Here is a 23,020-nt window from a genome sequence, read left to right as displayed (position 1 = left end):
CCTCAGAGGAAGTAGAGGCGGTTGAGGGAGATGGAGTCGGCGGGCTCGGAGCGGATCGGATCGCCGTCGAGGGTGACCAGTCCGGTCCTGCCGTCCACGGACACATCGCCGATGCGGGAGTTGAGCAGCAGGTTCCCGGGGCCGATGCCGCGGGTGCCGCGGACGGCGACCCGGCGGCGGCGCGTCGGCATGTGGTCGGAGCCGAGGTCGACGGCCGCCTGGGCCACGAAGGCGACGGAGATGTCGGCCGGGGTGGCGCCGTACGCGCCGAACTGCGGGCCGAGGACGAGCGGCTCGCAGGTGTCGGTGGCCGCGTTGGGGTCGCCGACGACTCCGTAGGCGGGGAAGCCCGACTTGAGCACGAGCTGCGGCTTGGCGCCGAAGTACTGCGGCTGCCACAGCACGACGTCGGCCATCTTGCCGACCTCGATCGATCCGATCTCGTGCGCCAGGCCGTGGGCGATCGCGGGGTTGATCGTCAGCTTGGCCATGTAGCGCAGCACGCGCGCGTTGTCGTCGTGCGCGCCGTCGCCGTCCATCGGGCCCAGCTCGGCCTTCATCTTGCCGGCCATGGCGAAGGTCCGGCGTACGGTCTCGCCGGCCCTTCCCATGCCCTGTGCGTCCGACGACGTGATGCCGATCGCACCGAGGTCGTGCAGGACGTCCTCGGCTCCCATCGTTCCGGAGCGGATCCGGTCGCGGGCCATGGCGGCGTCGCCGGGCAGGTCCGTCTTCAGGTCGTGGACGGAGACGATCATGCCGTAGTGCTCGGCGACCGCGTCCCGGCCGAAGGGGAGGGTGGGGTTGGTGGAGGAGCCGATGACGTTCGGCACGCCCGCCATCTTCAGGACGTTCGGTACGTGACCGCCGCCGCAGCCCTCGATGTGGAAGGCGTGGATGGTCCGGCCGTCGAGGACGCGCAGGGTGTCCTCGACGGAGAGGCATTCGTTGAGGCCGTCGCTGTGCAGCGCGACCTGGACGTCGTGCTCCTCGGCGACCCGCAGGGCGGTGTCCAGGGCCCGGGTGTGGGCGCCCATGTCCTCGTGCACCTTGAAGCCGGACGCTCCGCCCTCGGCGAGCGCCTCGACCAGCGGCGCGGCGTCGGAGGACGAGCCGCGGCCGAGGAAGCCGATGTTGACGGGCCAGGCGTCGAAGGCGTTGAAGGCGTGCCTGAGCGCCCACGGGGAGTTCACGCCGACGCCCCAGACCGGGCCGAACTCCTGGCCGATGACCGTCGTCACACCGGAGGCGAGCGAGGCCTCCATGATCCGCGGCGAGAGCAGGTGGACATGGGTGTCGACGGCTCCGGCGGTGGCGATCAGGCCCTCGCCGGACACGATGGACGTGCCCGTGCCGACGACGACGTCCACGCCGTCGAGGGTGTCGGGGTTGCCGGCCCGGCCGATCGCGTGGATCCGGCCCTCGCGAATGCCGATGGACACCTTCCGGATGCCCTGGACGGCGTCGATGACCAGCACGTTGCTGATGACGACGTCGCAGGTCTCGCGGACGGCGGCGGCCTTCAGATGCAGTCCGTCGCGCGCGGTCTTGCCGAAGCCGGCGAGGAATTCGTCGCCGGGCTTCTGGGCGTCGGACTCGACGCGGACGACGAGTCCGGAGTCACCGAGGACCACCCGGTCGCCCGCGCGCGGGCCGTGCACCGACGCGTACTCGTACGGATCCATCAGTTGCCCTCCTTCTCGGGTCCCGCTCCGAGGTAGCCACAGGCCGCCGCACGCCGCAGGGCCTCCTCCTTCGCGCCCGGCGCGTCCAGCGGGCCGTCGACCAGACCGGCGAAGCCGATCGCGATCCGCTCGCCGCCGATGGGGACGAGCCCGACCTCGGACGAGCCGCCCGGGTCGAAGCGGACCGAGGAACCGGCGGGGACGCACAGCCGCATGCCGTAGGCGGCGGCGCGGTCGAAGTCGAGGCGCGGGTTGGCCTCGAAGAAGTGGAAGTGGGAGGTGACGCTGACCGGCACCGTCGCCGTGTTGTGCACACGCAGCGTGACGACCGGCCGCGGCTCGTCGTGCGCGGGCGCGGGCAACAGCGCTCCCGGCGCCCGCGCGCCGGAGCCCTCGCCGATCGGCTGCGAGACCACGGCGAGCCGCGATCCGTCGTCGAACACGGCTTCCACATGGACCTCGGTGACCACGTCGGCCACACCGGGAAGGACGTCGTCGGGGCCGAGGACGGACCGGGCCGCCTCGATCGCCTCGGCGAGCCGTCGCCCGTCACGGGCCGCCTCGCAGACCGTGTCCGCGATCAGCGCGGTCGCCTCGGGGACATTGAGCCGCAGGCCCCTGGCCCGGCGGGCCCTGGCCAGTTCGGCGGCGCCGAACAGCAGCAGCCGGTCCCGCTCCGTGGGGGTCAGTCGCACGTCACCACACCTCCTGTTTGAACAACACTCTAACCGCGAGTTTCCCGTACTCAAAGCATTGACGGACGAGGGGGGCATGGGTCACATTGAGCGTCACTCAAAACGTCGTCCGAGGAGCAGGGAGAGCCCTTATGCCGATTGAACAGCGCGGAGTCGACACGATCCCGGAGGCAGAACGCACCAGCGGGCCACGGGACCTCATGGCGATCCTGCTGGGGTCGAACCTCTGCCTCGGCGTGATCATCTTCGGCTGGCTGCCGGTCTCCTTCGGCCTCGGTCTGTGGCCCGCGGTCACCTCGGTGGTCGCCGGTACGGTCGTCGGCGTCGTCGTGACCGCACCGCTCGCCCTGGTGTCACTCCGCACGGCGACCAACCTCTCCACGTCCAGCGGCGCCTTCTTCGGGGTACGCGGCCGGCTGGTCGGATCGATCGTCGGCCTGCTGCTCGCGCTCGGTTACACCGCGTTGACGCTGTGGATCGGGGGTGACGTCATGCTCGGCACCCTGGACCGGCTGATCGGCCTGCCCACCGGCGGACTGCCCCATGCCCTCGTCTACACCGTGCTCGCGGCCTGCACCGTCGTCGGCGCGGTCTACGGCTACAAGCTGCTGCTGAAGCTGAGCAAGGCACTCGCCCTCGGCATGACCGTGCTGCTCGCTCTCGGCATCTTCGCCTACGCGGGCGACTTCACCACCGCTGCCCCGCCCGACACCCCGTACCTGCTGGGCTCGTTCTGGCCCACCTGGGTGCTCTCCGCGGTGGCCGCCGGGCTCAGCGGCCCGATCGCGTTCATCACGCTGCTCGGTGACTACACCCGCTACATCTCCCCCGAGCGTTACAGCTCCCGGACCGTCTGGCGGGCCACCTGTCTGGGCCTCGTCGCGGGTCTGCTGGTCCCTCAGCTCTTCGGTACGTACACGGCGTTGGCCGCGCGCGGCTCCCTCGACTACGCGGGCCCGCTGGTCGACGCCTCTCCCGTCTGGTACCTGGTGCCGCTGCTGATCGCCGCGACCGCCGGCTCGGTCGGCAACGCCGGACTGATGCTCTACTCGATGGGCCTGGACCTCGACGCGATCCTGCCGCGCGCCACCCGTGCCCGGGCCACCCTGGTCGTCGCGGTCGTCGCCACGGGATTCGTCTTCCTGGGGCACTTCGTCTGGGACGCGCAGTCGGTGATGACCTCGTTCGTCCTGCTGCTCACCGCGATCGGCACACCCTGGGCGGTCATCACGCTGATCGGCCACTTCCGCTGCGGCGGCGCGTACGAGCCGGACGCCCTCCAGGTCTACAACCGCCGCGCGCAGGGCGGGATCTACTGGTTCCGGGCCGGCTGGCACCCGCGCGCCGTCGTCGCCTGGGCGCTGGGCGCGGTGGTGGGACTCGCCGGCGTCTCCACCCCGATCTACGAGGGCCCGCTGCTCAGCCTGACGGGCGGGATCGACTGCAGCTTCGTCCTGTCGGGCCTCGTCGGCGGCGCCCTGTACCTGGTGCTCACGCCCGGGCGGGCCGCGACCACGGACGACGTCACGGGCGCCGGCCCGGAGGCGGACGACTACTCGGTCGCCGAGAGGTCCTTGGCGTAGTACTCGATCGCCTTGCGGTAGCGCGCGATCGCCGGGTCCGTGCTGGTGGCGGCGAGCAGTTCCAGGAGGGTGCGCATCGCCTCCTGGTGGCTTCCGGTGTTGAACAGCGCCATCGCCAGGAAGGTCCGCAGGGCGGCGTCGTCGGGAAACTCCTCCACACCCCGGCGCAGCGTCTCCTCCGCCCGCGCGTACCGGCCGAGCACCCGGTACGTACTGCCGAGGCCGAGCAGCGCGCCGCGCCGGTCCTCCTCGCCGAGACCGGCGGCGGCCAGAGCCCGCTCGTAGTGCGGGACGGCCTCCTCCTCCAGACCGAGGACGTCATGGGCCCAGGCGGTCTGATAGGCGATCTCGCGGTCCTCGGGAAGCGCGGCGGAGAGGGCCAGCAGCCGTCGGCGCGCCTCTTCGGCCCCACCCCGTTCGCGCAGCCGTACCGCCTGCGCCAGTAGCCGGTCGCGTTCCTCGATCATGCCGTGATCCTCGCACGGGGCCGAACGGCGACGGCCCCGGTCCGGCGTACGGACCGGGGCCATCGGTGTGCCTCGGGGGCAGCGCCGGGACCGACTAGGCCAGCGCGTGCGTCCAGCCGTGGACGTCCTGCGCCTTGCCCGTCTGGATGTCCAGGAGCGCCTTGCGGAGCTTCATCGTGACCTCGCCCGGCCGGCCGCCGGACTGCTGCCACTCACCACCGGCCGACTTGACCGTGCCGATCGGGGTGATCACCGCGGCCGTGCCGCAGGCGAAGACCTCCTTGAGCGTGCCGTTGGCGGTGTCGGCCTTCCACTGGTCGATGGAGACGCGGCCCTCCTCGGCGGCGTAGCCGAGGTCCTTGGCGAGCGTGAGGAGCGAGTCACGGGTGATACCGGCGAGCAGCGAGCCCGTGAGCTCGGGCGTGACGATCTTGAGCGGCTCGTCGGGCCCGGTCTCGTACACGAAGTAGAGGTTCATGCCGCCCAGCTCCTCGACCCACTTGTGCTCGACGGCGTCGAGGTAGGCGACCTGGTCGCAGCCCTTGGACGCGGCCTCGGCCTGGGCGAGCAGGGACGCGGCGTAGTTGCCGCCGGTCTTGGCGTCGCCCATGCCGCCCGGGACGGCGCGGACGCGGTCCTCGGAGAGCCAGATCGAGACCGGCTTGACGCCCCCGGGGAAGTAGGCGCCGGCGGGCGAGGCGATGACCAGGAAGAGGTACTCGTTGGCCGGCCGGACGCCCAGGCCCACCTCAGTCGCGATCATGAACGGGCGCAGGTAGAGCGACTCCTCGCCGCCGTGCGCCGGGACCCATGCCTTGTCCTGCTGGACCAGGGCGTCACAGGCCGCGATGAACGTCTCGACCGGCAGCTCCGGCATGGCGAGGCGGCGGGCGGAGGCCTGGAAGCGGAGCGCGTTGGCCTCGGGGCGGAAGGTGGCGACGGAGCCGTCGGGGCGGCGGTAGGCCTTGAGCCCCTCGAAGATCTCCTGGGCGTAGTGCAGGGTCATGTTGGCCGGGTCGATCGACAGCGGCGCGTAGGGGGTGAGCTGCGCGTCGTGCCACCCGCGCCCGTCGGTCCACTTGATCGTCACCATGTGGTCGGTGAAGTGGCGGCCGAATCCGGGGCTGGCCAGGATCGCCTCCCGCTCCGCGTCGGACAGCGGGCTGGAGGAGGGCTTGAGCTCGATCGTGGGCGTCGTCATGAGTGCGTGTCCTTCACCGGTTGTTTGTGACGGACCGCGCTCACGCCGCTGCTGCTAGGACGTCCGAGCTTTCCCGCATGCCGCGGCCCCACGTTCGATTATCGCTCGCGTGGGCCCGTGGGTGAAACGGTGTGATTGCGGTCCAGGGTCTGATGGTGGCACCCCGCGACCGCATAGGAGAAGCCGCCGGGTGCGGATGCGACCCGGCGGCTGTGCCTCTAGGAGGTGTTCAGTCGGCGGGCTAGCTCGCTACTCGTACCGCGAGCGCGTCGCCGATTTCGCCGGTCGTCCGGGCGGAGCCGTCCCTGGCCGCGAGGTCGGCGGCGACGGCCTCCTCGATGCGGGCGGCCTCGGCGTCGAAGCCGAGGTGACGCAGGAGCAGCGCGACGGAGAGGATCGTCGCGGTGGGGTCCGCCTTGCCCTGGCCCGCGATGTCGGGCGCGGAGCCGTGGACGGGCTCGAACATGGACGGGAAGGTCCGGTCCGGGTTGATGTTGGCCGACGCGGCCAGGCCGATGCCGCCGGTCACGGCAGCGGCGAGGTCGGTGAGGATGTCACCGAAGAGGTTGTCGGTGACGATGACGTCGAAGCGCTCGGGCTGGGTGACGAAGAAGATCGTCGCAGCATCGACGTGCAGGTAGTCGGTGGTGACCTCGGGGTATTCCTGGCCGACCTTGTCGAAGATGTTCTTCCACATGTGGCCGGCGTAGACGAGGACGTTGTTCTTGTGGACCAGCGTCAGCTTCTTGCGGGGGCGGGCGTTGGCCCGCTCGTACGCGTCGCGGACGACGCGCTCGACGCCGTACGCCGTGTTGAGGCTGACCTCGGTGGCGACCTCGGCGGGCGTGCCGGTGCGCAGCGAACCGCCGTTGCCGGTGTACGGGCCCTCGGTGCCCTCACGGACGACGACGAAGTCGATCTCGGGGCGGCCGGCCAGCGGGGTCGCGGTGTTCGGGAAGAGCTTCGACGGACGCAGGTTGACGTAGTGGTCGAAGGCGAAGCGGAGCTTGAGGAGCAGGCCCCGCTCCAGGACGCCGGACGGCACGGACGGGTCGCCGATCGCGCCGAGCAGGATGGCGTCGTGGGTCTTGAGGGAGTCGAGCTCCGCGTCGGGGAGGGTCTCTCCGGTGCGGTGCCAGCGCTGGGCGCCGAGGTCGTACTCCTTGGTCTCCAGCTTCACATCCTGCGGAAGGACAGCCGAGAGGACCTTCAGGCCCTGGGCCACGACCTCCTGGCCGATGCCGTCACCGGGGATCACTGCGAGATTGATGCTGCGAGACATGTCGGCACCCTACTCCCCGTCCCATCCGCTGACACCCGTTGTCCGCCATTCGGACGTGCCACGGATATCGCAGTCTCAAGTCCGACACCTACGACGCGCGGGTGTGGGACCAGTTCCTGGCGCAGACCGAGAGCGTGGCGTCCCGGGTGCCGTGGATGGTGACCACCGGCAACCACGACATGGAGGCCTGGTACTCCCCCGACGGCTACGGCGGCCAGTCGGCCCGCTGGTCACTGCCGGACAACGGCCCGGACCCGGCCGGGGCGCCCGGCGTCTACTCGTTCACGTACGGCAACGTCGGGGTGGTCGCGCTGGACGCCAACGACGTCTCGTACGAGATCCCGGCGAACAGGGGGTATACGGACGGCAGGCAGACCGCCTGGCTCGACCGGCGGCTCGGGGAGCTGCGGGCCAGACCCGAGATCGACTTCGTGGTGGTCTTCTTCCACCACTGCGCATACTCCACCTCCACGCACGCCTCGGACGGCGGGGTGCGCGACGCCTGGGTGCCCCTGTTCGCCGAGCACCAGGTGGATCTGGTGATCAACGGGCACAACCACGTCTACGAGCGCACCAACGCCGTCAAGGGCGGCGAGGTGGGAAGGCCGGTGCCCATCGGGGCGACGACCGACCCGACGCGCGACGGCATCGTGTACGTCACGGCCGGCGGCGCGGGCAAGGAGCTCTACGGCTTCGGCCTCGGCGTGAAGGACAGTTACGAGGGGCACGTCCACGACCACGAACACATCGTGACGTTCCACTGGACGAAGCTGCGGCTGCCCGACCCGGGCACCGTGGAGTGGTCGCGGGTGCGGTACACCGGCTTCTCGTTCCTCGCGGTGGAGGCCGAGGCCGGCGCGTCGCCGGTACTGAGGGTCTCCGCGCTCGCCGAGAGCGGCGAGCGCATCGACCATTTCGAGGTCAGGCGCTCTTCCTAGCGGCTCGAGCGAGCCGGCTCAGTGGCCGGTCGCGCCGCCGTTGTCCCTGCGGTCGAGAGCTCGCTGCAGGGCGGCGGCGGCATTCTTGCGGTCGGCCTCGCTCGTGCGGGCGGAGTGGCGGACGCGGCGGACGGTTCCAGCGGCCATGATGATCGACTCCTTGGATCACAACCACGCGGCGGAGCCGCGTGATGTCTCGTGAAGGCGCCGGAAGGGGCGGGGAGCGGTGCCGCAGGGGTTGCCTGCCTGGGGGCACTGCGCTCGCGACCGCCATTCGCTGATGGAGCGAGACGTTCGGCTTCTACCAAGCTAAGGGAGCCCCGGCTGTCTGTCTGCACAGTTACTCGGACTTCCTACTATCTGAGACGGTCGACACCGCCAGCCAGATGGCACCCCGACCCAGATCGATCGGCTAGATAGGTTGCATTCCTATCTAGGTGGTGCTGGAATACAGCCATGGCCGCAGACCGCAGATCCAGTTGGCTCAAGGGAGTTCTCGATCTCCTGGTGCTCTCCTCCCTGACCGAGGGCGAGAGCTACGGGTACGAGATCTCCAAGTCGCTCGCCGAGGCGGGCCTCGGGGAGATCAAGGGGGGCACGCTCTACCCCGTACTCAACCGGCTCGAGGAAGCGGGTCTCGCCGAGGGCGAGTTCCGGGCCGCCGAGCGCGGGCCGGGGCGCCGCTACTACCACCTCACGGACGAGGGGCGGCGTCATCTCGCCGCCGAGACCGACGCCTGGCTGGACTTCCACACCGCCGTCAAGACCGCACTGCACGCAGGGGGAGCACGATGAACACGCCGCACACGCCGCACACCGAGCAGACGACCTACTTCGAGACGCTCGCCGCGGCACTCCGCACCGCCGGGGTCCCGCAGGAGCAGATCACCGCGACCGTCGCCGAGCTCACCGGCCACCTCGCCGAGACGGGCACGGACCCGGAGGACGAGTTCGGTCCGGCCGAGGCGTTCGCCGCGCAGCTGGGCGGCTCGGCCCCCTCGACCGTGAAGCCGGCCGAAGAGGCGCAGACCTGGACCTGGACGGCGGACATCTACAACGACCGCAAGCAGCTCGCCCACTTCGGCGACCAGGGCTGGGAGGTCGAAAGGCTGGACGGGCTCGGCCGGTTCGTCTGCCGCCGGGTGCCGGGCGCGGCCCTGCGCTGGGAGTACCGCCGCGAGGTGATATCCGGCAAGCGCCGCGCCGAGGTGCTGGAGCGGCTGACGCCCGAGGGCTGGGAGATCTGCGGGGAGTGGATGGTCTACGCCTACTTCAAGCGGACCAAGGCGGCCAGCGAGGGCCCGGCGGCGGCGCTCGACACCCTGCCCGAGAGGCCGAAGGGCCGGCTCTTCCTGAGCGACAAGGGACGGTGGATGCTGGCCGCCTGGGCGGCGCTCACGCTGGCACTGGTCGCGCTGTCCCTGGCGGGGGCGATCGACCTTCCCGGGTACGCCGTCGCCTGCGCGATGGCGGGCGGCATGGCCGGTGCGGCGTACGGCATCAAGAGGGACATCGACAAGGGCTGCGAGGGCTGAGGAGCACGGCGGACCGGTCACGGAAGACCGGCGTCGCGCGGGGGGTCACATCACGTCGCCGTCGCGCCAGTCGAAGAGCAGGGCGCCGGCCGCCGGCTGCGGGAGGGGGCGTCCGGCCGCCGGCCACAGAAAGATGGAGCCCTCCTCGCCGGGGAGACGGGTGACCCCGTGGGGCGCGAGCGTGTCGATCCGGCCGCGCCACAGGCGCCACCCCCGGGAGGCGTACATCGCGGCGCCCTGGTCCGACGCGGAGAGCGCGCCCAGGTCGTACGCCCCGTCGATGACCTTCTCCAGCTCCGCCATCACGCGACCGCCCAGGCCCTGCCCGCGGCGGTCCGCGCGCACCGCGACCGCCTCGACGTAGCCGACGCGGTGGGAACGGCCGGCGTGCACGACCCGCCGCATGATGACGCTGCCGTGGGCGGCGAGACCGCGGTCGTCCGCGAGGTACGCGTGGACGCCGCCGAGACCGTGGTCCCAGTCCTCGTCCCCGAAGTCCCCTTCGAAGGCGTCGTCGAGGAAGGCGCGGATCCCGGCGAGACGTGCCGCGGTCAGTTCGTAGGTGTGGGCGAGGTGCGGCAGATCGCTCATGCGCCCATGATGCACCGACACCCTTCTAACCCTTGAACATTTATTGACAGGTTAGATGGCGTGTGGTTGTCTCACCTCATAACCAGTCACGATCACATGAGGGGTTAGCCATGACGCCGGAACCGCAGGTCCATCACCGCACGACCACCGTCCGCGGCCACGAGATCTTCTACCGGGAGGCCGGACCCGCGGACGCGCCGGTGCTGCTCCTGCTGCACGGCTTCCCGACGAGCTCGTACATGTTCCGCGACCTGATCCCGCGGCTCGCCCGGCGGTACCGCGTCATCGCCCCCGACCACCTCGGCTTCGGCCACTCGGCGGCCCCCTTGGCACAGGACTTCCCGTACACCTTCGCCGAACTGGCCGCCCTGACCGAGGAATTCACCGAGCAGCTCGGCCTCGGCCGGTTCGCGCTCTACATCCAGGACTACGGCGCCCCGATCGGCCTGCGCCTCGCCCTCGCCCACCCCGAGCGCATCACCGCGATCATCAGCCAGAACGGCAACGCCTACGAGGAGGGGCTCGGCGCCGACGCGTGGGCGCCGGTGCTCGCGCTGATCGCCGAACGGACACCCGGGACCGAGGAGCCCGTGCGGGCGATCCGCTCGCTCGACGGCATCAGATGGCAGTACGAGACGGGCGTCCCGCAGGCGTACCGCTCCCTGCTGAACCCCGACGCCTGGCACCACGACGCGGCCCTGATGGCCCGGGAGGGGCAGGACGACATCCAGCTCGGCCTGATCGCCGACTACGGCTCCAACTTCGCGCTGTACCCGGCCTTCCAGGAGTACTTCCGCACCGGCCGGGTCCCGCTGCTCGCGGTCTGGGGAGAGGGCGATCAGGTCTTCGTCCCGGCGGGCGCCGAGGCCTTCCGCCGCGACCTGCCGGATGCGGAGATCCACCTCCTGCCCACGGGCCACTTCGCCCTGGAGACCCACGCGCCCCGGATCGCGTCGCTGATCGACGACTTCCTCGGCCGCGTCGTTCCCCGCGTCTCCTGAGCCGCCTCGGGACCTCCCGTCGTTTCCTCCCGGAGGCCGGGGGAAACCGCCAAGGGGGAGGTACGCCGATGAACACGTACAGGATGACGCTTCGTGGACACGCCAGTGCCCGCAAGGCCGCTCACAGTTCGGCCACCCACGCGGCGGCGCGGTGCGGGTTCGCGGCGCGGGGGGTGATCTACGTACTCGTCGGGCTGCTGGCCCTGCAGGTGGCCTTCGGCGAAACGGGGCAACAGGCGGACCGGGGCGGAGCGCTCGCCGAGTTGGCCGAGAAACCGATGGGCTCCGTCCTGCTGTGGGCCCTCGGGGCCGGCTTGGTCGGCATGGCGCTGTGGAGGCTGACCGAAGCCCTCTTCGGGGCCGCCGGTCCCGACGGCCACAAGACGACCAAACGGCTGTCGTCCGCGGCCCGCTGCGTCTTCTACGCCTTCGTCGCCTACTCCGTCCTGGCCTTCGCCGCCGGTGACCGCGGCAGCGGAAGCGGCTCCAGCGACCAGCAGTCGCAGGATGTGACGACGAAGGTGCTGGATCTGCCCGCCGGACAGTGGCTCGTCGGCGCCGCGGGCATCGGCATCGCGATCGCGGGCGTCGTGATCGGCGCCCGCGCCGTGGCCCGGTCGTTCCACAAGCATCTGCGGCTGGGAGAGATGACCCGCAGGACCCGGCAGGTCGTGGACATCACGGGCGTCGCGGGCGGCGCGGCGCGCGGCATCGTCTTCACGGCCGTCGGGGTGTTCATCGTGCGGGCGGCCGTCACCTACCGGCCGGAGGAGGCCAAGGGCGTGGACGACACCCTGCGCGCCTTCGCCGACACGCCCGTCGGCCCGTGGCTGCTCGTCGTGGTCGCCGTGGGCCTCGCCCTGTTCGGCGTCTTCTCCTTCGCGATGGCGCGCTGGCGCCGGCTCTGACCGGAGGATCCGCTACGCCGACACCTTCGCGGTCAGATCTTTCGCGAGCCCGGCGACCCACTCCGTGAACTCCTGCCGATCCCGGGGGTGCTCCGCGCACAGGGCGCCGGCCTGCGCGTCGGTGAGCCGGTCGGGTCCGTCGACCGCCAGCAGCCCGCTCAGCCGGCGGAGCACGGAGGCGAGCCGTACGGCGTCGGTGTGCTCGATCCAGTCGATGGGGTGCCCGTGGCCCAGCGTGGTGGAACCAGGCATCGCTCTCTCCTTCCCACGCCCCCTTCTCGCAGGGTAGACCCGCCGGACGTGGACCGCCCCCGTCCAGGCGTGGGGGCCGGGGCGGGGGCGGGTCTGGGGAGGGCGGAGATCAGCCCATGTGGGGGTAGCCGTAGTCGGTCGGCGGGACCAGCGTCTCCTTGATCGCGCGGGTCAGCGTCCAGCGCATCAGGTTCTGCGGGGCGCCGGCCTTGTCGTTCGTGCCGGACGCGCGGCCGCCGCCGAAGGGCTGCTGGCCGACGACGGCGCCGGTCGACTTGTCGTTGATGTAGAAGTTGCCCGCCGCGTAGCGCAGCTTCTCCATCGTGTGCGCGGCCGCGGCGCGGTCGTTCGCGATGACGGCGCCGGTCAGCGCGTAGTCGGAGACCGACTCCATCTGCTCCAGCATCTCGTCGTACTTGGCGTCCTCGTAGACGTGCACCGCGAGGAACGGGCCGAAGTACTCGGTCGTGAAGACCTCGTTGGCCGGGTCGGAGCACTCGACGACCGTCGGGCGGACGAAGTAGCCGACCGAGTCGTCGTAGGTGCCGCCCGCGACGATCGTGCAGGTCGGGTCCTGCTTCGCCCGGTCGATCGCCGCCTTGTTCTTGGCGAAGGCACGCTCGTCGATGACGGCGCCGATGAAGTTCGACAGGTCGGTGACGTCACCCATCCTGATGCCGTCGACCTCGGCCGCGAACTCCTCCTTGAAGCCCGAGTTCCAGATGGAGGCCGGGATGTACGCACGCGAGGACGCGGAGCACTTCTGGCCCTGGAACTCGAAGGAGCCGCGGGTCAGCGCGGTCTTCAGCACCGCGCGGTCGGCGCTCGGGTGCGCGACGACGAAGTCCTTGCCGCCCGTCTCGCCGACGATGCGCGGGTAGGAGCGGTACTTCTCGATGTTGTTGCCGACCGTCTTCCACAGGTGCTGGAAGGTCTTGGTCGAACCGGTGAAGTGGATACCGGCGAGCTCCGGGTGGTTCAGCGCCACCTCGGAGACGGCGATGCCGTCGCCCGTCACCAGGTTGATGACGCCCTTCGGCAGGCCGGCCTCCTCCAGCAGCTCCATGAGGAGCACAGCGGCGTGCGTCTGCGTCGGGGACGGCTTCCAGACCACCACGTTGCCCATGAGGGCGGGGGCGGTGGGCAGGTTGCCGGCGATGGCCGTGAAGTTGAACGGCGTGATCGCGTAGACGAAGCCCTCGAGCGGGCGGTGGTCGAGCCGGTTCCAGACGCCCGGGGAGTTCGCCGGCGGCTGCTCGGCGAGCAGGTCGCGGGCGTACTTCACATTGAAGCGCCAGAAGTCGACGAGCTCGCACGGGGTGTCGATCTCGGCCTGCTGGGCGGTCTTCGACTGGCCCAGCATGGTGGAGGCGGCCAGCGTCTCGCGCCAGGGGCCGGCCAGCAGCTCGGCGGCGCGCAGGATGATCGCGGCGCGGTCGTCGAAGGACATCGCGCGCCATGCCGGGGCGGCGGCGAGGGCGGCGTCGATCGCGTCCTGGGCGTCCGCCTGCGTGGCGGCCGCGAAGGTGCCGATGACGGCCTGGTGGTTGTGCGGCTGGACGACGTCGAAACGCTCGCCGCCACCCATGCGCTTCTCACCGTTGATGGTCATCGGGAGGTCGATGGGGTTCTCGGCCAGCTCCTTGAGCTTGGCCTCCAGACGGGCGCGCTCGGGCGAACCGGGGGCGTAACCGTGCACCGGCTCGTTGACCGGGGCGGGGACCTGGGTCACAGCGTCCATGAGTTCCGTAACTCCTTAGGGGTGTCGGGTGGGAGCTCAGCCCTTGGTGAGAATGGAGCGGGCGAAGAAGAGGAGGTTCGCGGGCTTCTCCGCGAGGCGCCGCATGAAGTAGCCGTACCAGTCGGTGCCGTACGCCGTGTAGACGCGCATCCGGTGGCCCTCGGCCGCGAGCCGGACGTGCTCCTCGCCGCGGATGCCGTACAGCATCTGGAATTCGTACTCATCCAGTTTGCGCCCGGCGCGGCGGGCGAGCTCCTGCGTGATGGAGATCAGGCGCGGGTCGTGGGACCCGATCATCGGGTAGCCCTTGCCCTCCATCAGGATCTTCAGGATGCGGACGTACGCCTTGTCGATCTCGGACTTGTCCTGGATGGCGACGGAGGCGGGCTCCTTGTAGGCGCCCTTGACGATACGGACGCGGCTGCCGGCGGCGGCGAGACGGCGGGCGTCGTCCTCGGTGCGGAAGAGGTACGCCTGGATCACACAGCCGGTCTGCGGGAAGTCCTTCCGCAGCTCCTCGTGGATGGCGAACATCGAGTCGAGGGTGGTGTGGTCCTCGGCGTCGAGGGTGACCGTGGTGCCGATCGCGGCGGCGGCCTCGACGACCGGGCGGACGTTGGCGAGGGCGAGCTCGTGGCCGCCCTCCAGCGCTTGGCCGAACATGGAGAGCTTGATGGACATCTCGGCCTTGGTGCCGAAGCCGAGGGCACCCAGGTGCTCGATGAGTTCCAGGTACGCGTCGCGCGCGGCGAAGGCCTGCTCGCGGGTGGTGATGTCCTCGCCCACGACGTCCAGGGTGACCTCGAGGCCCTTGGCGACGGTGTCCTTCACGATCGGGATCACCTGTTCGACCGTCTCACCGGCGATGAACCGGGCGACGACCTGCTTGGTCCCCGGGGCGGCCGACACGAAACGGCGCATCTTGTCGCTGCGGGACGCGGCGAGGATCACGGGACCCAGCACGGGGCACCTCCACGGAACAGGGGTTGAAGGAGGCCGTACCCGAACATTCCGGGAACAGCACGGAGAACCACCGTGAAACCTAAGGATCGCTCCGATCCTCGGCCATCGACAGCTGTCACGCATCCGTGGCCGGCATCTCAGACATCTGTCTGAAGGGGTGCGAGAATGTCCGGGTGAAGGGCGATTACCAGGACCTGGTCGACGAGATCTCGGCGCTGCTCGGCGCCCCCGCCACCCTGGAGAACCGTGATTTCGGGCTGATCGCCTTCGGCGCCCACGACAGCGACGACGACTCGGCCATGGACCCGGTCCGCACCCGGTCGATCCTCACCAGGAAGTCCACGCCCGCGGTGCGCGCCTGGTTCGAGGGCTTCGGCATCACCCGGGCCACCGCCCCGGTCCGTATCCCGGCCGCCCCGGACGCCGGTGTCTTCCGCGGCCGGATCTGTCTGCCCGTACGCCACCGGGGCGTCGCCCTCGGATACGTCTGGCTTCTCGACGCCGAGCCCGGCCCCCCGCCCGCCCAGCTGGCCGCGGCGATGGAGGTGGCCTCCCGGATCGGTGCCCTGCTCGCGGACGAGGAGCGTGCCGGGGCGGATCTCTCACGGGAGCTGCGGGCGGCGCTGACCGCGGAGCGCGGCTGGCAGTACGACATGGCCCTGGCCGCGCTGCGCACGGCCCTGGGGCCCGGGGCGGAGGGGCTGCACGCGCTGGTGTGCGTGGCTCCGTGGACGGGCGACGAAAGCCCCTCGGTGCGCACGGCTCCGGGCGCGGCCGCGCTGTGTACGGTGCCGTGGCCCTGGGCCGGCCCGGGACCGGCCGGGGCCGGCGGGTCCCGGTCGCACGCCTCGGGCTCACCCGGGTCCGGCTCCGGACCCGGGTCGAACAGGAACGGACGGCCGGGCGCTCATGCCCTCGCGGCGCTGGTCCGGCTGCGCTCGCCCGGCGCTCTGTCCCCCGCCGTCACGGCGGCCACCCGGCTGCGGGCCGCCGCGGGAGCGGCCGCCACCGCCGGTGTCGCCACCCCCCGGCACGGCCTCGCCGAACTGGACGTCTCCTGGCGCGAGGCCACCGCCGCGGTCCGCGCGTCCGCCGCCCAGCCCCTCCTCGGCGAGGTGGCCCAGTGGGCGGACATCGGTCCGTACCGTCTGCTCACCGCCCTTCCGACGGCACACGACGATCCGGCGGTCCGCCCTCTGCTGCAGCCGGCGCACGCGGAACTGGCCCGCACGGTCGAGGTGTTCCTCGACCACGCGGGCCAGGCGGGCCGCACGGCGGCGGCCCTGGGGATCCACCGGCAGACGCTGTACTACCGGCTGTCGCGGGTGGAACAGCTGACGGGCCTGGACCTGGGCGAGGGCGAGGACCGTCTGCTGCTCCACATGGCGCTGAAGGCGGCGAAGCTGTAGGACCTAGATCCGCCGCCGTCTGCGCCGGCCGGCCCACAGCACCGCCACCGCCACCGCCAGCGCCGCACCGGCGGCCACCGGCAGCCATGGCGGTGACGAGGTGGAGGACGCCTTTTCCCCCGCGGCTTCGGGCTCGGGGGCGGCCGCGGGCGAGGAACCGAGCCAGATGCCGCCGCGACCGTCCGAGGTGGGCCGGCTCACTGAGCCGTCCACCACCTTGGAGAGGTCGCCCCAGCGCTTCCGGAACGCGGTGGCGTCGACCTTGACGAACGGAACGCTGCTGAAATCGACCCCACCGTAGACATAGGTGTGGGTGTAGATGTACTGGCCGTCCCGACGTTTCCGGGTGACGTTGAACTCGCCGTTCTTGTACGAGTCGACGTACTGGTCGAACACCTGCCGCGACGACCACGTGGCGCGGGCCGGCCAGCGGCGTACGTCATTGCGGTCGATCAGATCGCCGTAGGTGGTCTGCTGACGGGCGCTGCGCTGCCGGTACCACTCGGCCGCCACCCTGCTCAGATACACCCTGCGCAGGTCGGCGTAGTCCGGCGCGGTGTTCACCGCCTGCTGGACCCTCGGCAGAATCAGCGTGCGGAACACCCGCTCGTTGTTGCTCTCGATCGTCTTGTCCGGCGCGGGACAGGCTCGGCTGTTGCCGGAGATCCCGTGTTTGGCGAGATAGTCCGACTCCAGTTTCACCTCCAGCGGCGCATCCATGATGTAGAGGCTCTCGCCGTCCTGCCGGACGGTCGCCGGTGCGGGCACGATCCACTGCCGGAACGAAAGGCAGATCCGGTTGCCACTGGACTTCAGCTGCCCCCAGAACTGCTTGCCCAGCTTGCTGTCCGGATGGATCAGTTTGCCCACCGTCTTCTTCATCCGAAGATCCGCCTGCAACAGGATGCGTCCGGCGTCGGTACTGCCCAGCTTCGGGTCGACGATCCGGTCCGGCTCCGACGGGTTGAGGTTCACCCAGAACTTGTCCGGGGTGAGCTCCAGCCACACGAAGAAGGCGTCCGAGGACTGCAGCGCCGCGGTGCGCCCGACCGCCGGGTCCGGGTTTCCTCCGGGAGCCGTACTGAAGGCGTAACGCAGCCCTTTCCCCTCTCCGGGAGGCGCGTCCGAGAGGTAACGCAACTGCAGCGCGGAGAAGTCGATGCCACCGGGCGGCGGTACACCGAGTCCTGTGAGCAAATTGGCCAGTTCTCCTGCCGCCACGGGGTTCTTGGTGTCGCGGAACATCACCTGGAGTTCGTCGATTTCCTCGTACAACTCCCGTACGTCCGACACCAGATCCTTCACGCCCTGCTTTCTGGTGGCGGCATCGTGGTAGTCGTGGTTGTAACTGACGGCAGCGTTCTTGTACTTGGGGATCACTCGCACCGAGCAGTTGTTCGCACGCAGGTTGCAGGGCTCCAGTTCGGTGAAGATCTCCTTCACCCGGTCCGGGTGGATGCCCCACTTTTCCAGGACCATGTCGATGAGTTGTTCGGAGTGCTTCCCGCTCACCGTCTGCCGGGTGTCCTTCTCGTCCGGCCCGACCTGTTGGGTTTCGTTCTTCACCCGGAATTCGTCGCGCAGTGTGCCGTCCCCGTCTGGTAACCGCACCAGCCTTCCCTGGGCGTCCCGGACGTTGAACACCGCGACCTTCGGACCCTTGCCCAGTGACGACACCGACGCCACCGTCACGTAGTAGGTCCTGCCGTCCTTGATGTACTGGAACGTGGCCACGTTCCGGGCCGGTTCGATGCGATAGCGCGCCCGGTACATGTTGTTGATCTTGGCGATGAAGGTGCTGCCGAAGGGCACCTTGGTGGGCGTTCCCGGAGCCGGCTGGGCCGTCGGGGCCGAGGAGACGGGGTGGGCCGGGGCCGGCAGCGCGCCTGTCGCGCCGAGCAGTACGGCGATCAGGCCGACGAGGCCGATGAACGCCAGGCGGGCTAATCGGCTCACAGGTATCCCTCCCTTGCTTCCGCCAGGACGGTTGGCCACCAGCTGTCCGGGTCGGCGAGCGCGGCGGCGTCATGCGCGGCGAACCGTGCCGTGACCTCGTCCAGCCGTGCGTCGACCTCGGCGGGTTCCCGGTCACGCAGCTCGTCGACCAGTGGCAGCAGAATGCCGACGAACAGCACCAGGAACCCTGGGTGGCTGTTGACGAACAGCGGCTGGTCGCGGTCGTCGGCGGCCGGTACCCACACCTCGTCGGTGCGTGCCTTCAGCGCGACCGGCCCTCCGGATTCCTCGGCCAGCGTGAGGTACTCCACGCCCGCCACCGTGACGGGCCGCAGCAGCCGTTCGTCCTGGGGGAAGGTGATCAGTTCGCTGTACCGGGTCGGCAGACCGACCTCGGTCAGCAACGCCCTGGCGGTGGGTGAGACGGTGTCGGCCGGAACCCGTTCCGGCGGTACCGGTGCCAGCCCGCCGTCGCTCCACGCCTCTTTGATCTCCTGGCGTAGCGCATCAGTCAGCACATCCATGGTCGACGTGTCCTTGTCGCCGTTTGCCGATGGTCTTTCTCGGACTGCGCGGCGAACCGTTCCGGTTCCCGTACCGGAAGTATGTCGGGCCGGACGGTGCGGAGGGACGTCTTCAGGCAGACATCGGATCCACCGTCAGTTCCCCTGCCCCATCAGCACCTTCAGCCCCTCCGTGAGGTCCTCCGCCGAGGGCGCCGTCTCCGGGTCGACCATCCACTGGATCATCACGCCGGCCGAGAGCGCCTGGCAGAGCAGCCCCGCCACCCGCGCCTTCTCCGGGTCCTTCGCCGGGTCCAGGCCGAGGAAGGCCTCGGCCATGCCCAGCCGCCCCTCGCGCTGAGGCTCCTTGATCGCGTCCCGCAGGCTCTCGTCGTCGTCGAGACGGGCGACGATCTCCAACTGGAGCTTCCAGACGGCGCGGCTCGCCTCGGCGGCGGCGATGACCTGCTCCCAGATGCCCTTGAACCGCTCGTACGGGTCGGCCGGGGACGTGGGCGCGTCCTTCCCGGAGCCGCCGACCGCATTGCCCCACTCCTCGGTCACCGCCAGGAAGGCCTGGTTGAGCAGCGCCTCCTTGGAACCGTAGTGGTAGCCGATGGAGGCGAGATTGGTGCCGGACGCGGCCACGATGTCCCGGGCGGTCGTCCGGGCGTAGCCCTTCTCCAACAGGCAGCGCTTGGCGCCTTCGAGCAGATCTTCACGGTGTCCCATGACAGCACTGTACCCGGCTCTTAGACGTCCGTGTAAGACGGTCGTCTAAGGAACCGGGTACGGGTGCTGGTACTGGGTACTGGTGCTGATGCTCCGCGTCAGTCGGTGAGGTTCACCGAACGGGCCGAGCGGGCGCCGATCTCCTCGGAGATGTCCGCGAGCACGGCCGGCGGGACGGTGTCGTCCACGGTCAGCACGACGAGCGCCTCGCCGCCCTCCTCGGCGCGGGAAACCTGCATGCCCGCGATGTTGAGCCCGGCCTCCCCGAGGATCCGGCCGACGGTGCCGACGACACCGGGACGGTCCTCGTAGCGCAGGACGACCATGTGCTCGGCGAGCGCGAGGTCCACGTCGTAGTCACCGATGGCGACGATCTTCTGGAGGTGCTTGGGGCCGGCCAGCGTGCCGGAGACCGCGACCTCCTCGCCGCCCGAGAGCGTGCCGCGGACGGTGACGACGTTGCGGTGGTCGGGCGACTCGGAGCTGGTGGTCAGCCGGACCTCGACGCCGCGCTCCTGCGCGAACAGCGGTGCGTTGACGTAGCTCACGGTCTCGTCGACCACGTCCTCGAACACGCCCTTGAGCGCGGAGAGTTCGAGCACCTTGACGTCGTGCTGGGTGATCTCGCCGTAGACCTCGACGTCGAGCCGGACGGCGACCTCGCCCGCCAACGCGGTGAAGATGCGGCCGAGGCGCTCGGCGAGCGGCAGACCCGGCTTCACGTCCTCGGCGATGACACCGCCCTGGACGTTGACCGCGTCCGGGACCAGCTCACCGGCGAGCGCGAGACGCACCGAGCGGGCGACGGCGACACCGGCCTTCTCCTGGGCCTCGTCCGTGGACGCGCCGAGGTGCGGGGTGCAGACGACCTGGTCGAGCTCGAACAGCGGGGAGTCCGTGCAGGGCTCCTTCGCGTACACGTCCAGGCCCGCGCCGGCGACCCGGCCCTCCTTGAGCGCCGAGTACAGCGCGGCCTCGTCCACGATCCCGCCGCGGGCGGCGTTGACGATACGGACGCTGGGCTTGACCTTGTGCAGCGCCTCGTCGCCGATGAGACCGACCGTCTCCGGCGTCTTGGGCAGGTGCACGGTGATGAAGTCCGCGGCCTCGAGCAGCTCGTCCAGGGAAAGCAGCTTCACGCCCATCTGGGCGGCGCGCGCGGGCTGCACGTAGGGGTCGTACGCCACGATCTTCATGCCGAAGGCGGACATCCGCTGGGCGACGAGGACACCGATGCGGCCGAGGCCGACGACACCGAGGGTCTTCTCGCTCAGCTCGACGCCGGTGTACTTCGAGCGCTTCCACTCGCCGTTCTTCAGGGCGGTGTTGGCCTGGGGGATGTTGCGCGCGGTGGCGACCAGGAGGCCGCAGGCGAGCTCGGCGGCGGTGACGATGTTGGAGGTCGGGGCGTTCACGACCATCACGCCGGCCTTGGTGGCGGCGGAGACGTCGACGTTGTCCAGACCGACACCGGCACGGGCGACGACGCGCAGCTTGCGGGCGGCGGCGATGGCCTCGGCGTCGACCTTGGTCGCGGATCGGACCAGGATCGCGTCGACGTCGGTGATCGCCGGGAGCAGCTCGGCGCGGTCCGCGCCGTTGCAGTGCCGGATCTCGAAGTCCGGGCCCAGCGCGTCGACGGTGGCGGGCGACAGCTCTTCAGCGATGAGTACGACAGGTTTCGAGCTCACGTGAGTCCTCACAGATCCAGTGCGGACGGCCGTCCCGACGGCCGCAGGCGGTGGAGGGGCTTGCCGCGTGGAAGACGCACGACGCTGTGGGCCTGACGCGAATGTTGTTGAGCAGTCTAGTGCTGCCACTACGTCCATCATGCGCCTCGGTGGAGGGTTCACCCACACGAGGATGGACGCGGTGGACAAGCGGGGCGGGCCCCGAAGGACCCGCCCCGTCCGAGGCTTACGCCTCTTCGTCGTTCACCCAGCTCATGAGCTTGCGCAGCTCCTTGCCGGTGGTCTCGAGCAGGTGCTCGGAGTCCTGCGTCTTGTACTCGTTGTACTTCTTCAGACCGCCGTGGTACTCGTCCATCCAGTTCTTGGCGAACGTGCCGTCCTGGATCTCGGCGAGGACCTTCTTCATCTCGGCCTTGGTGGTGTCCGTGATGACACGCGGGCCGGTGATGTAGTCGCCCCACTCGGCGGTCTCGGAGACCGACCAGCGCATCTTCTCCAGGCCGCCCTCGTACATGAGGTCCACGATCAGCTTCAGCTCGTGGAGGCACTCGAAGTAGGCGATCTCCGGCTGGTAGCCGGCCTCGACCAGGGTCTCGAAGCCCGCCTTGACCAGCGCCGAGGCACCGCCGCAGAGCACGGCCTGCTCGCCGAACAGGTCGGTCTCGGTCTCCTCGGTGAAGGTCGTCTTGATGACACCCGCGCGGGTGCCGCCAATGGCCTTGGCGTACGAGAGGGCCAGCGCGAAGGCGTTGCCGGTGGCGTCCTGCTCGACGGCGGCGATCGCCGGAACGCCGCGGCCCTCCTCGTACTGACGGCGGACCAGGTGGCCCGGGCCCTTCGGGGCGACCAGGGCGACGTCGACGCCGGCCGGGGGCTTGATGAAGCCGAAGCGGATGTTGAAGCCGTGGGCGAAGAACAGCGCGTCGCCGTCCTTCAGGTTGTCCTTGATGGACTCCTCGTACACCTGGGCCTGGATCGGGTCCGGGATGAGGATCATGATGACGTCGGCCTCGGCGGCGGCCTCGGCGGGCGTCACGACGCGCAGGCCCTGCTCCTCGGCCTTCGCCTTGGACTTGGAGCCCTCGTGCAGACCGACGCGGACGTCGACACCCGAGTCACGGAGCGACAGCGCGTGGGCGTGGCCCTGGCTGCCGTAACCGATCACCGCGACCTTGCGGCCCTGGATGATGGACAGGTCGGCGTCGTCGTCGTAGAACAGCTCGGCCACTGGGATTCTCCTTGGTTCATGCCGGTCTTGCTGGCTTTGCATCCCACCGTACGGCGGGAGGGGTGAGGGAAGTGTTCGGGTCTCGCCTGGCGGACCGCAGGACGGGGCCGGCGGCCGACGTCAGGCGCTGCGGTCGAGCGACCGCAGCGAGCGGTCGGTGATCGACCGGCTGCCACGCCCTATGGCGATCGTGCCGGACTGGACGAGCTCCTTGATACCGAACTGCTCGAGCATCTTCAGCATCGCGTCGAGCTTGTCGCTCGATCCGGTGGCCTCGATGGTGACCGCCTCGGGCGAAACGTCCACGGTCTTGGCGCGGAACAGCTGGACGATCTCGACGATCTGGGAGCGGGTCTCGTTGTCGGCGCGGACCTTCACCAGAACGAGTTCACGCTGGATCGCGGCGCTGGGCTCCAGCTCGACGATCTTCAGGACGTTGACCAGCTTGTTGAGCTGCTTGGTCACCTGCTCCAGCGGCAGGTCCTCGACGTTGACCACGATGGTGATGCGGGAGATGTCGGGGTGCTCGGTGACACCGACCGCGAGCGAGTCGATGTTGAAGCCGCGGCGGGAGAACAGCGCGGCGATCCGGGCCAGGATGCCGGGGGTGTTCTCCACCAGGACGGAGAGCGTGTGCTTGGACATGTGCGTCGTTCCTC

General features: G+C 70.1%; 22 protein-coding genes and 1 pseudogene. 7 read left to right on the top strand and 16 right to left on the bottom strand.

Annotated elements, in window-relative coordinates; genetic code table 11:
- Positions 1-2: 2 nt before the first annotated feature.
- The gene (locus tag ACZ5VC_RS09130) at positions 3-1,685 is read right to left on the bottom strand and encodes an urease subunit alpha (RefSeq protein WP_469119426.1); all 1,683 of its coding nucleotides are present in this window, start codon (positions 1,683-1,685) and stop codon (positions 3-5) included.
- Positions 1,685-2,380 (bottom strand): urease subunit gamma, encoded by a 696-nt coding sequence (gene ureA, locus ACZ5VC_RS09125; RefSeq protein ID WP_469119425.1) that lies wholly within the window; start codon positions 2,378-2,380, stop codon positions 1,685-1,687. Before ureA ends, ACZ5VC_RS09130 begins: the two co-directional genes overlap by 1 nt.
- 131 nt (positions 2,381-2,511) lie before the next feature.
- Here ureA and ACZ5VC_RS09120 point away from each other — a divergent pair, with 131 nt between their 5' ends.
- Entirely contained in the window at positions 2,512-3,963 is a 1,452-nt protein-coding gene (locus ACZ5VC_RS09120) for a cytosine permease (protein WP_469119424.1), read from the top strand.
- Here the strand turns inward: ACZ5VC_RS09120 and ACZ5VC_RS09115 are convergent.
- The 3 genes from ACZ5VC_RS09115 to ACZ5VC_RS09105 form a co-directional block, all read right to left on the bottom strand.
- Positions 3,933-4,430 (bottom strand): tetratricopeptide repeat protein, encoded by a 498-nt coding sequence (locus ACZ5VC_RS09115; protein WP_469119423.1) that lies wholly within the window; start codon positions 4,428-4,430, stop codon positions 3,933-3,935. The two genes, ACZ5VC_RS09120 and ACZ5VC_RS09115, sit on opposite strands and share 31 nt — an antisense overlap.
- A 94-nt stretch (positions 4,431-4,524) precedes the next feature.
- A complete protein-coding gene (locus ACZ5VC_RS09110; RefSeq protein ID WP_469119422.1) occupies positions 4,525-5,631 on the bottom strand; it encodes a branched-chain amino acid aminotransferase in 1,107 nt (368 codons plus the stop codon).
- Between the two features lie 241 nt (positions 5,632-5,872).
- Positions 5,873-6,913, bottom strand: a complete 1,041-nt coding sequence (locus tag ACZ5VC_RS09105; RefSeq protein WP_468706698.1) for a 3-isopropylmalate dehydrogenase — start codon at positions 6,911-6,913, stop codon at positions 5,873-5,875.
- A 77-nt stretch (positions 6,914-6,990) separates the two neighbouring features.
- Here ACZ5VC_RS09105 and ACZ5VC_RS09100 point away from each other — a divergent pair.
- Positions 6,991-7,851, top strand: a pseudogene (locus ACZ5VC_RS09100) (metallophosphoesterase); the annotation flags it as partial.
- Between the two features lie 18 nt (positions 7,852-7,869).
- Here ACZ5VC_RS09100 and ACZ5VC_RS09095 read toward each other — a convergent pair.
- Entirely contained in the window at positions 7,870-7,998 is a 129-nt protein-coding gene (locus ACZ5VC_RS09095; protein WP_468706700.1) for a hypothetical protein, read from the bottom strand.
- Positions 7,999-8,307: 309 nt separating this feature from the next.
- Here ACZ5VC_RS09095 and ACZ5VC_RS09090 point away from each other — a divergent pair, with 309 nt between their 5' ends.
- Together ACZ5VC_RS09090 and ACZ5VC_RS09085 are read left to right on the top strand one after the other, a co-directional pair.
- A complete protein-coding gene (locus tag ACZ5VC_RS09090) occupies positions 8,308-8,646 on the top strand; it encodes a PadR family transcriptional regulator (protein WP_469119421.1) in 339 nt (112 codons plus the stop codon).
- Complete coding sequence (locus ACZ5VC_RS09085) at positions 8,643-9,386, top strand: hypothetical protein (RefSeq protein ID WP_469119420.1); 744 nt, start codon at positions 8,643-8,645, stop codon at positions 9,384-9,386. Before ACZ5VC_RS09090 ends, ACZ5VC_RS09085 begins: the two co-directional genes overlap by 4 nt.
- Positions 9,387-9,431: 45 nt before the next feature.
- On the opposite strand, the gene ACZ5VC_RS09080 is transcribed toward ACZ5VC_RS09085, so the two are convergent.
- Positions 9,432-9,977, bottom strand: coding sequence for a GNAT family N-acetyltransferase (locus ACZ5VC_RS09080; RefSeq protein ID WP_469119419.1), 546 nt, complete (start codon positions 9,975-9,977; stop codon positions 9,432-9,434).
- A gap of 110 nt (positions 9,978-10,087) precedes the next feature.
- On the opposite strand from ACZ5VC_RS09080, the gene ACZ5VC_RS09075 reads away from it, so the two are divergent.
- Positions 10,088-10,978 carry an alpha/beta fold hydrolase gene (locus tag ACZ5VC_RS09075; protein ID WP_469119418.1) on the top strand — a complete coding sequence of 297 codons (891 nt, stop codon included), beginning with the start codon at positions 10,088-10,090 and terminating at the stop codon, positions 10,976-10,978.
- Positions 10,979-11,046: 68 nt separating this feature from the next.
- On the top strand, positions 11,047-11,886 hold the full coding sequence (locus tag ACZ5VC_RS09070; protein WP_469119417.1) for a DUF1206 domain-containing protein: 840 nt from the start codon (positions 11,047-11,049) through the stop codon (positions 11,884-11,886).
- Positions 11,887-11,898: 12 nt separating this feature from the next.
- Here the strand turns inward: ACZ5VC_RS09070 and ACZ5VC_RS09065 are convergent, their stop codons facing one another.
- From ACZ5VC_RS09065 to ACZ5VC_RS09055, 3 genes are all read right to left on the bottom strand, one after another.
- Positions 11,899-12,138, bottom strand: a complete 240-nt coding sequence (locus ACZ5VC_RS09065) for a hypothetical protein (protein ID WP_469119416.1) — start codon at positions 12,136-12,138, stop codon at positions 11,899-11,901.
- Positions 12,139-12,247: 109 nt separating this feature from the next.
- Positions 12,248-13,879 (bottom strand): L-glutamate gamma-semialdehyde dehydrogenase, encoded by a 1,632-nt coding sequence (gene pruA, locus ACZ5VC_RS09060; protein WP_469119415.1) that lies wholly within the window; start codon positions 13,877-13,879, stop codon positions 12,248-12,250.
- Positions 13,880-13,915: 36 nt separating this feature from the next.
- The gene (locus ACZ5VC_RS09055) at positions 13,916-14,842 is read right to left on the bottom strand and encodes a proline dehydrogenase family protein (protein ID WP_469119414.1); all 927 of its coding nucleotides are present in this window, start codon (positions 14,840-14,842) and stop codon (positions 13,916-13,918) included.
- A gap of 173 nt (positions 14,843-15,015) precedes the next feature.
- Between ACZ5VC_RS09055 and ACZ5VC_RS09050 the strand changes: the two genes are divergently transcribed.
- Entirely contained in the window at positions 15,016-16,251 is a 1,236-nt protein-coding gene (locus tag ACZ5VC_RS09050) for a PucR family transcriptional regulator (protein WP_469119413.1), read from the top strand.
- A gap of 3 nt (positions 16,252-16,254) precedes the next feature.
- Here ACZ5VC_RS09050 and ACZ5VC_RS09045 read toward each other — a convergent pair whose 3' ends face one another.
- The 6 genes from ACZ5VC_RS09045 to ilvN all read right to left on the bottom strand — a co-directional run bounded on the left by ACZ5VC_RS09045 (position 16,255) and on the right by ilvN (position 23,006).
- On the bottom strand, positions 16,255-18,207 hold the full coding sequence (locus tag ACZ5VC_RS09045) for a nucleic acid/nucleotide deaminase domain-containing protein (RefSeq protein WP_469119412.1): 1,953 nt from the start codon (positions 18,205-18,207) through the stop codon (positions 16,255-16,257).
- Complete coding sequence (locus ACZ5VC_RS09040) at positions 18,204-18,731, bottom strand: SUKH-4 family immunity protein (protein ID WP_469119411.1); 528 nt, start codon at positions 18,729-18,731, stop codon at positions 18,204-18,206. Before ACZ5VC_RS09040 ends, ACZ5VC_RS09045 begins: the two co-directional genes overlap by 4 nt.
- A gap of 135 nt (positions 18,732-18,866) precedes the next feature.
- Positions 18,867-19,442 (bottom strand): TetR/AcrR family transcriptional regulator, encoded by a 576-nt coding sequence (locus ACZ5VC_RS09035; RefSeq protein WP_469119410.1) that lies wholly within the window; start codon positions 19,440-19,442, stop codon positions 18,867-18,869.
- A gap of 98 nt (positions 19,443-19,540) precedes the next feature.
- Positions 19,541-21,133, bottom strand: coding sequence for a phosphoglycerate dehydrogenase (gene serA / locus ACZ5VC_RS09030; protein WP_469119409.1), 1,593 nt, complete (start codon positions 21,131-21,133; stop codon positions 19,541-19,543).
- A 226-nt stretch (positions 21,134-21,359) separates the two neighbouring features.
- Entirely contained in the window at positions 21,360-22,361 is a 1,002-nt protein-coding gene (ilvC, locus tag ACZ5VC_RS09025; protein ID WP_468706728.1) for a ketol-acid reductoisomerase, read from the bottom strand.
- 120 nt (positions 22,362-22,481) lie between these two features.
- A complete protein-coding gene (ilvN, locus tag ACZ5VC_RS09020; RefSeq protein ID WP_469119408.1) occupies positions 22,482-23,006 on the bottom strand; it encodes an acetolactate synthase small subunit in 525 nt (174 codons plus the stop codon).
- Positions 23,007-23,020: the final 14 nt, after the last annotated feature.

This window comes from Streptomyces sp. NPDC033174 (assembly GCF_055577795.1).
This window is presented reverse-complemented; position numbering and strand designations above follow the sequence as displayed.

Coding starts and splice junctions, on each gene's coding strand:
- ACZ5VC_RS09130 (WP_469119426.1), bottom strand. CDS start 1,685: ATGGATCCGTACGAGTACGCGTCGGTGCACGGCCCGCGCGCGGGCGAC.
- ACZ5VC_RS09095 (WP_468706700.1), bottom strand. CDS start 7,998: ATGGCCGCTGGAACCGTCCGCCGCGTCCGCCACTCCGCCCGCACGAGC.
- ACZ5VC_RS09075 (WP_469119418.1), top strand. CDS start 10,088: ATGACGCCGGAACCGCAGGTCCATCACCGCACGACCACCGTCCGCGGC.
- ACZ5VC_RS09120 (WP_469119424.1), top strand. CDS start 2,512: ATGCCGATTGAACAGCGCGGAGTCGACACGATCCCGGAGGCAGAACGC.
- ACZ5VC_RS09105 (WP_468706698.1), bottom strand. CDS start 6,913: ATGTCTCGCAGCATCAATCTCGCAGTGATCCCCGGTGACGGCATCGGC.
- ACZ5VC_RS09065 (WP_469119416.1), bottom strand. CDS start 12,138: ATGCCTGGTTCCACCACGCTGGGCCACGGGCACCCCATCGACTGGATC.
- ACZ5VC_RS09090 (WP_469119421.1), top strand. CDS start 8,308: ATGGCCGCAGACCGCAGATCCAGTTGGCTCAAGGGAGTTCTCGATCTC.
- ACZ5VC_RS09110 (WP_469119422.1), bottom strand. CDS start 5,631: ATGACGACGCCCACGATCGAGCTCAAGCCCTCCTCCAGCCCGCTGTCC.
- ilvN (WP_469119408.1), bottom strand. CDS start 23,006: ATGTCCAAGCACACGCTCTCCGTCCTGGTGGAGAACACCCCCGGCATC.
- ACZ5VC_RS09080 (WP_469119419.1), bottom strand. CDS start 9,977: ATGAGCGATCTGCCGCACCTCGCCCACACCTACGAACTGACCGCGGCA.
- pruA (WP_469119415.1), bottom strand. CDS start 13,879: ATGGACGCTGTGACCCAGGTCCCCGCCCCGGTCAACGAGCCGGTGCAC.
- ACZ5VC_RS09115 (WP_469119423.1), bottom strand. CDS start 4,430: ATGATCGAGGAACGCGACCGGCTACTGGCGCAGGCGGTACGGCTGCGC.
- ACZ5VC_RS09085 (WP_469119420.1), top strand. CDS start 8,643: ATGAACACGCCGCACACGCCGCACACCGAGCAGACGACCTACTTCGAG.
- ACZ5VC_RS09070 (WP_469119417.1), top strand. CDS start 11,047: ATGAACACGTACAGGATGACGCTTCGTGGACACGCCAGTGCCCGCAAG.
- ACZ5VC_RS09035 (WP_469119410.1), bottom strand. CDS start 19,442: ATGGGACACCGTGAAGATCTGCTCGAAGGCGCCAAGCGCTGCCTGTTG.
- ACZ5VC_RS09040 (WP_469119411.1), bottom strand. CDS start 18,731: ATGGATGTGCTGACTGATGCGCTACGCCAGGAGATCAAAGAGGCGTGG.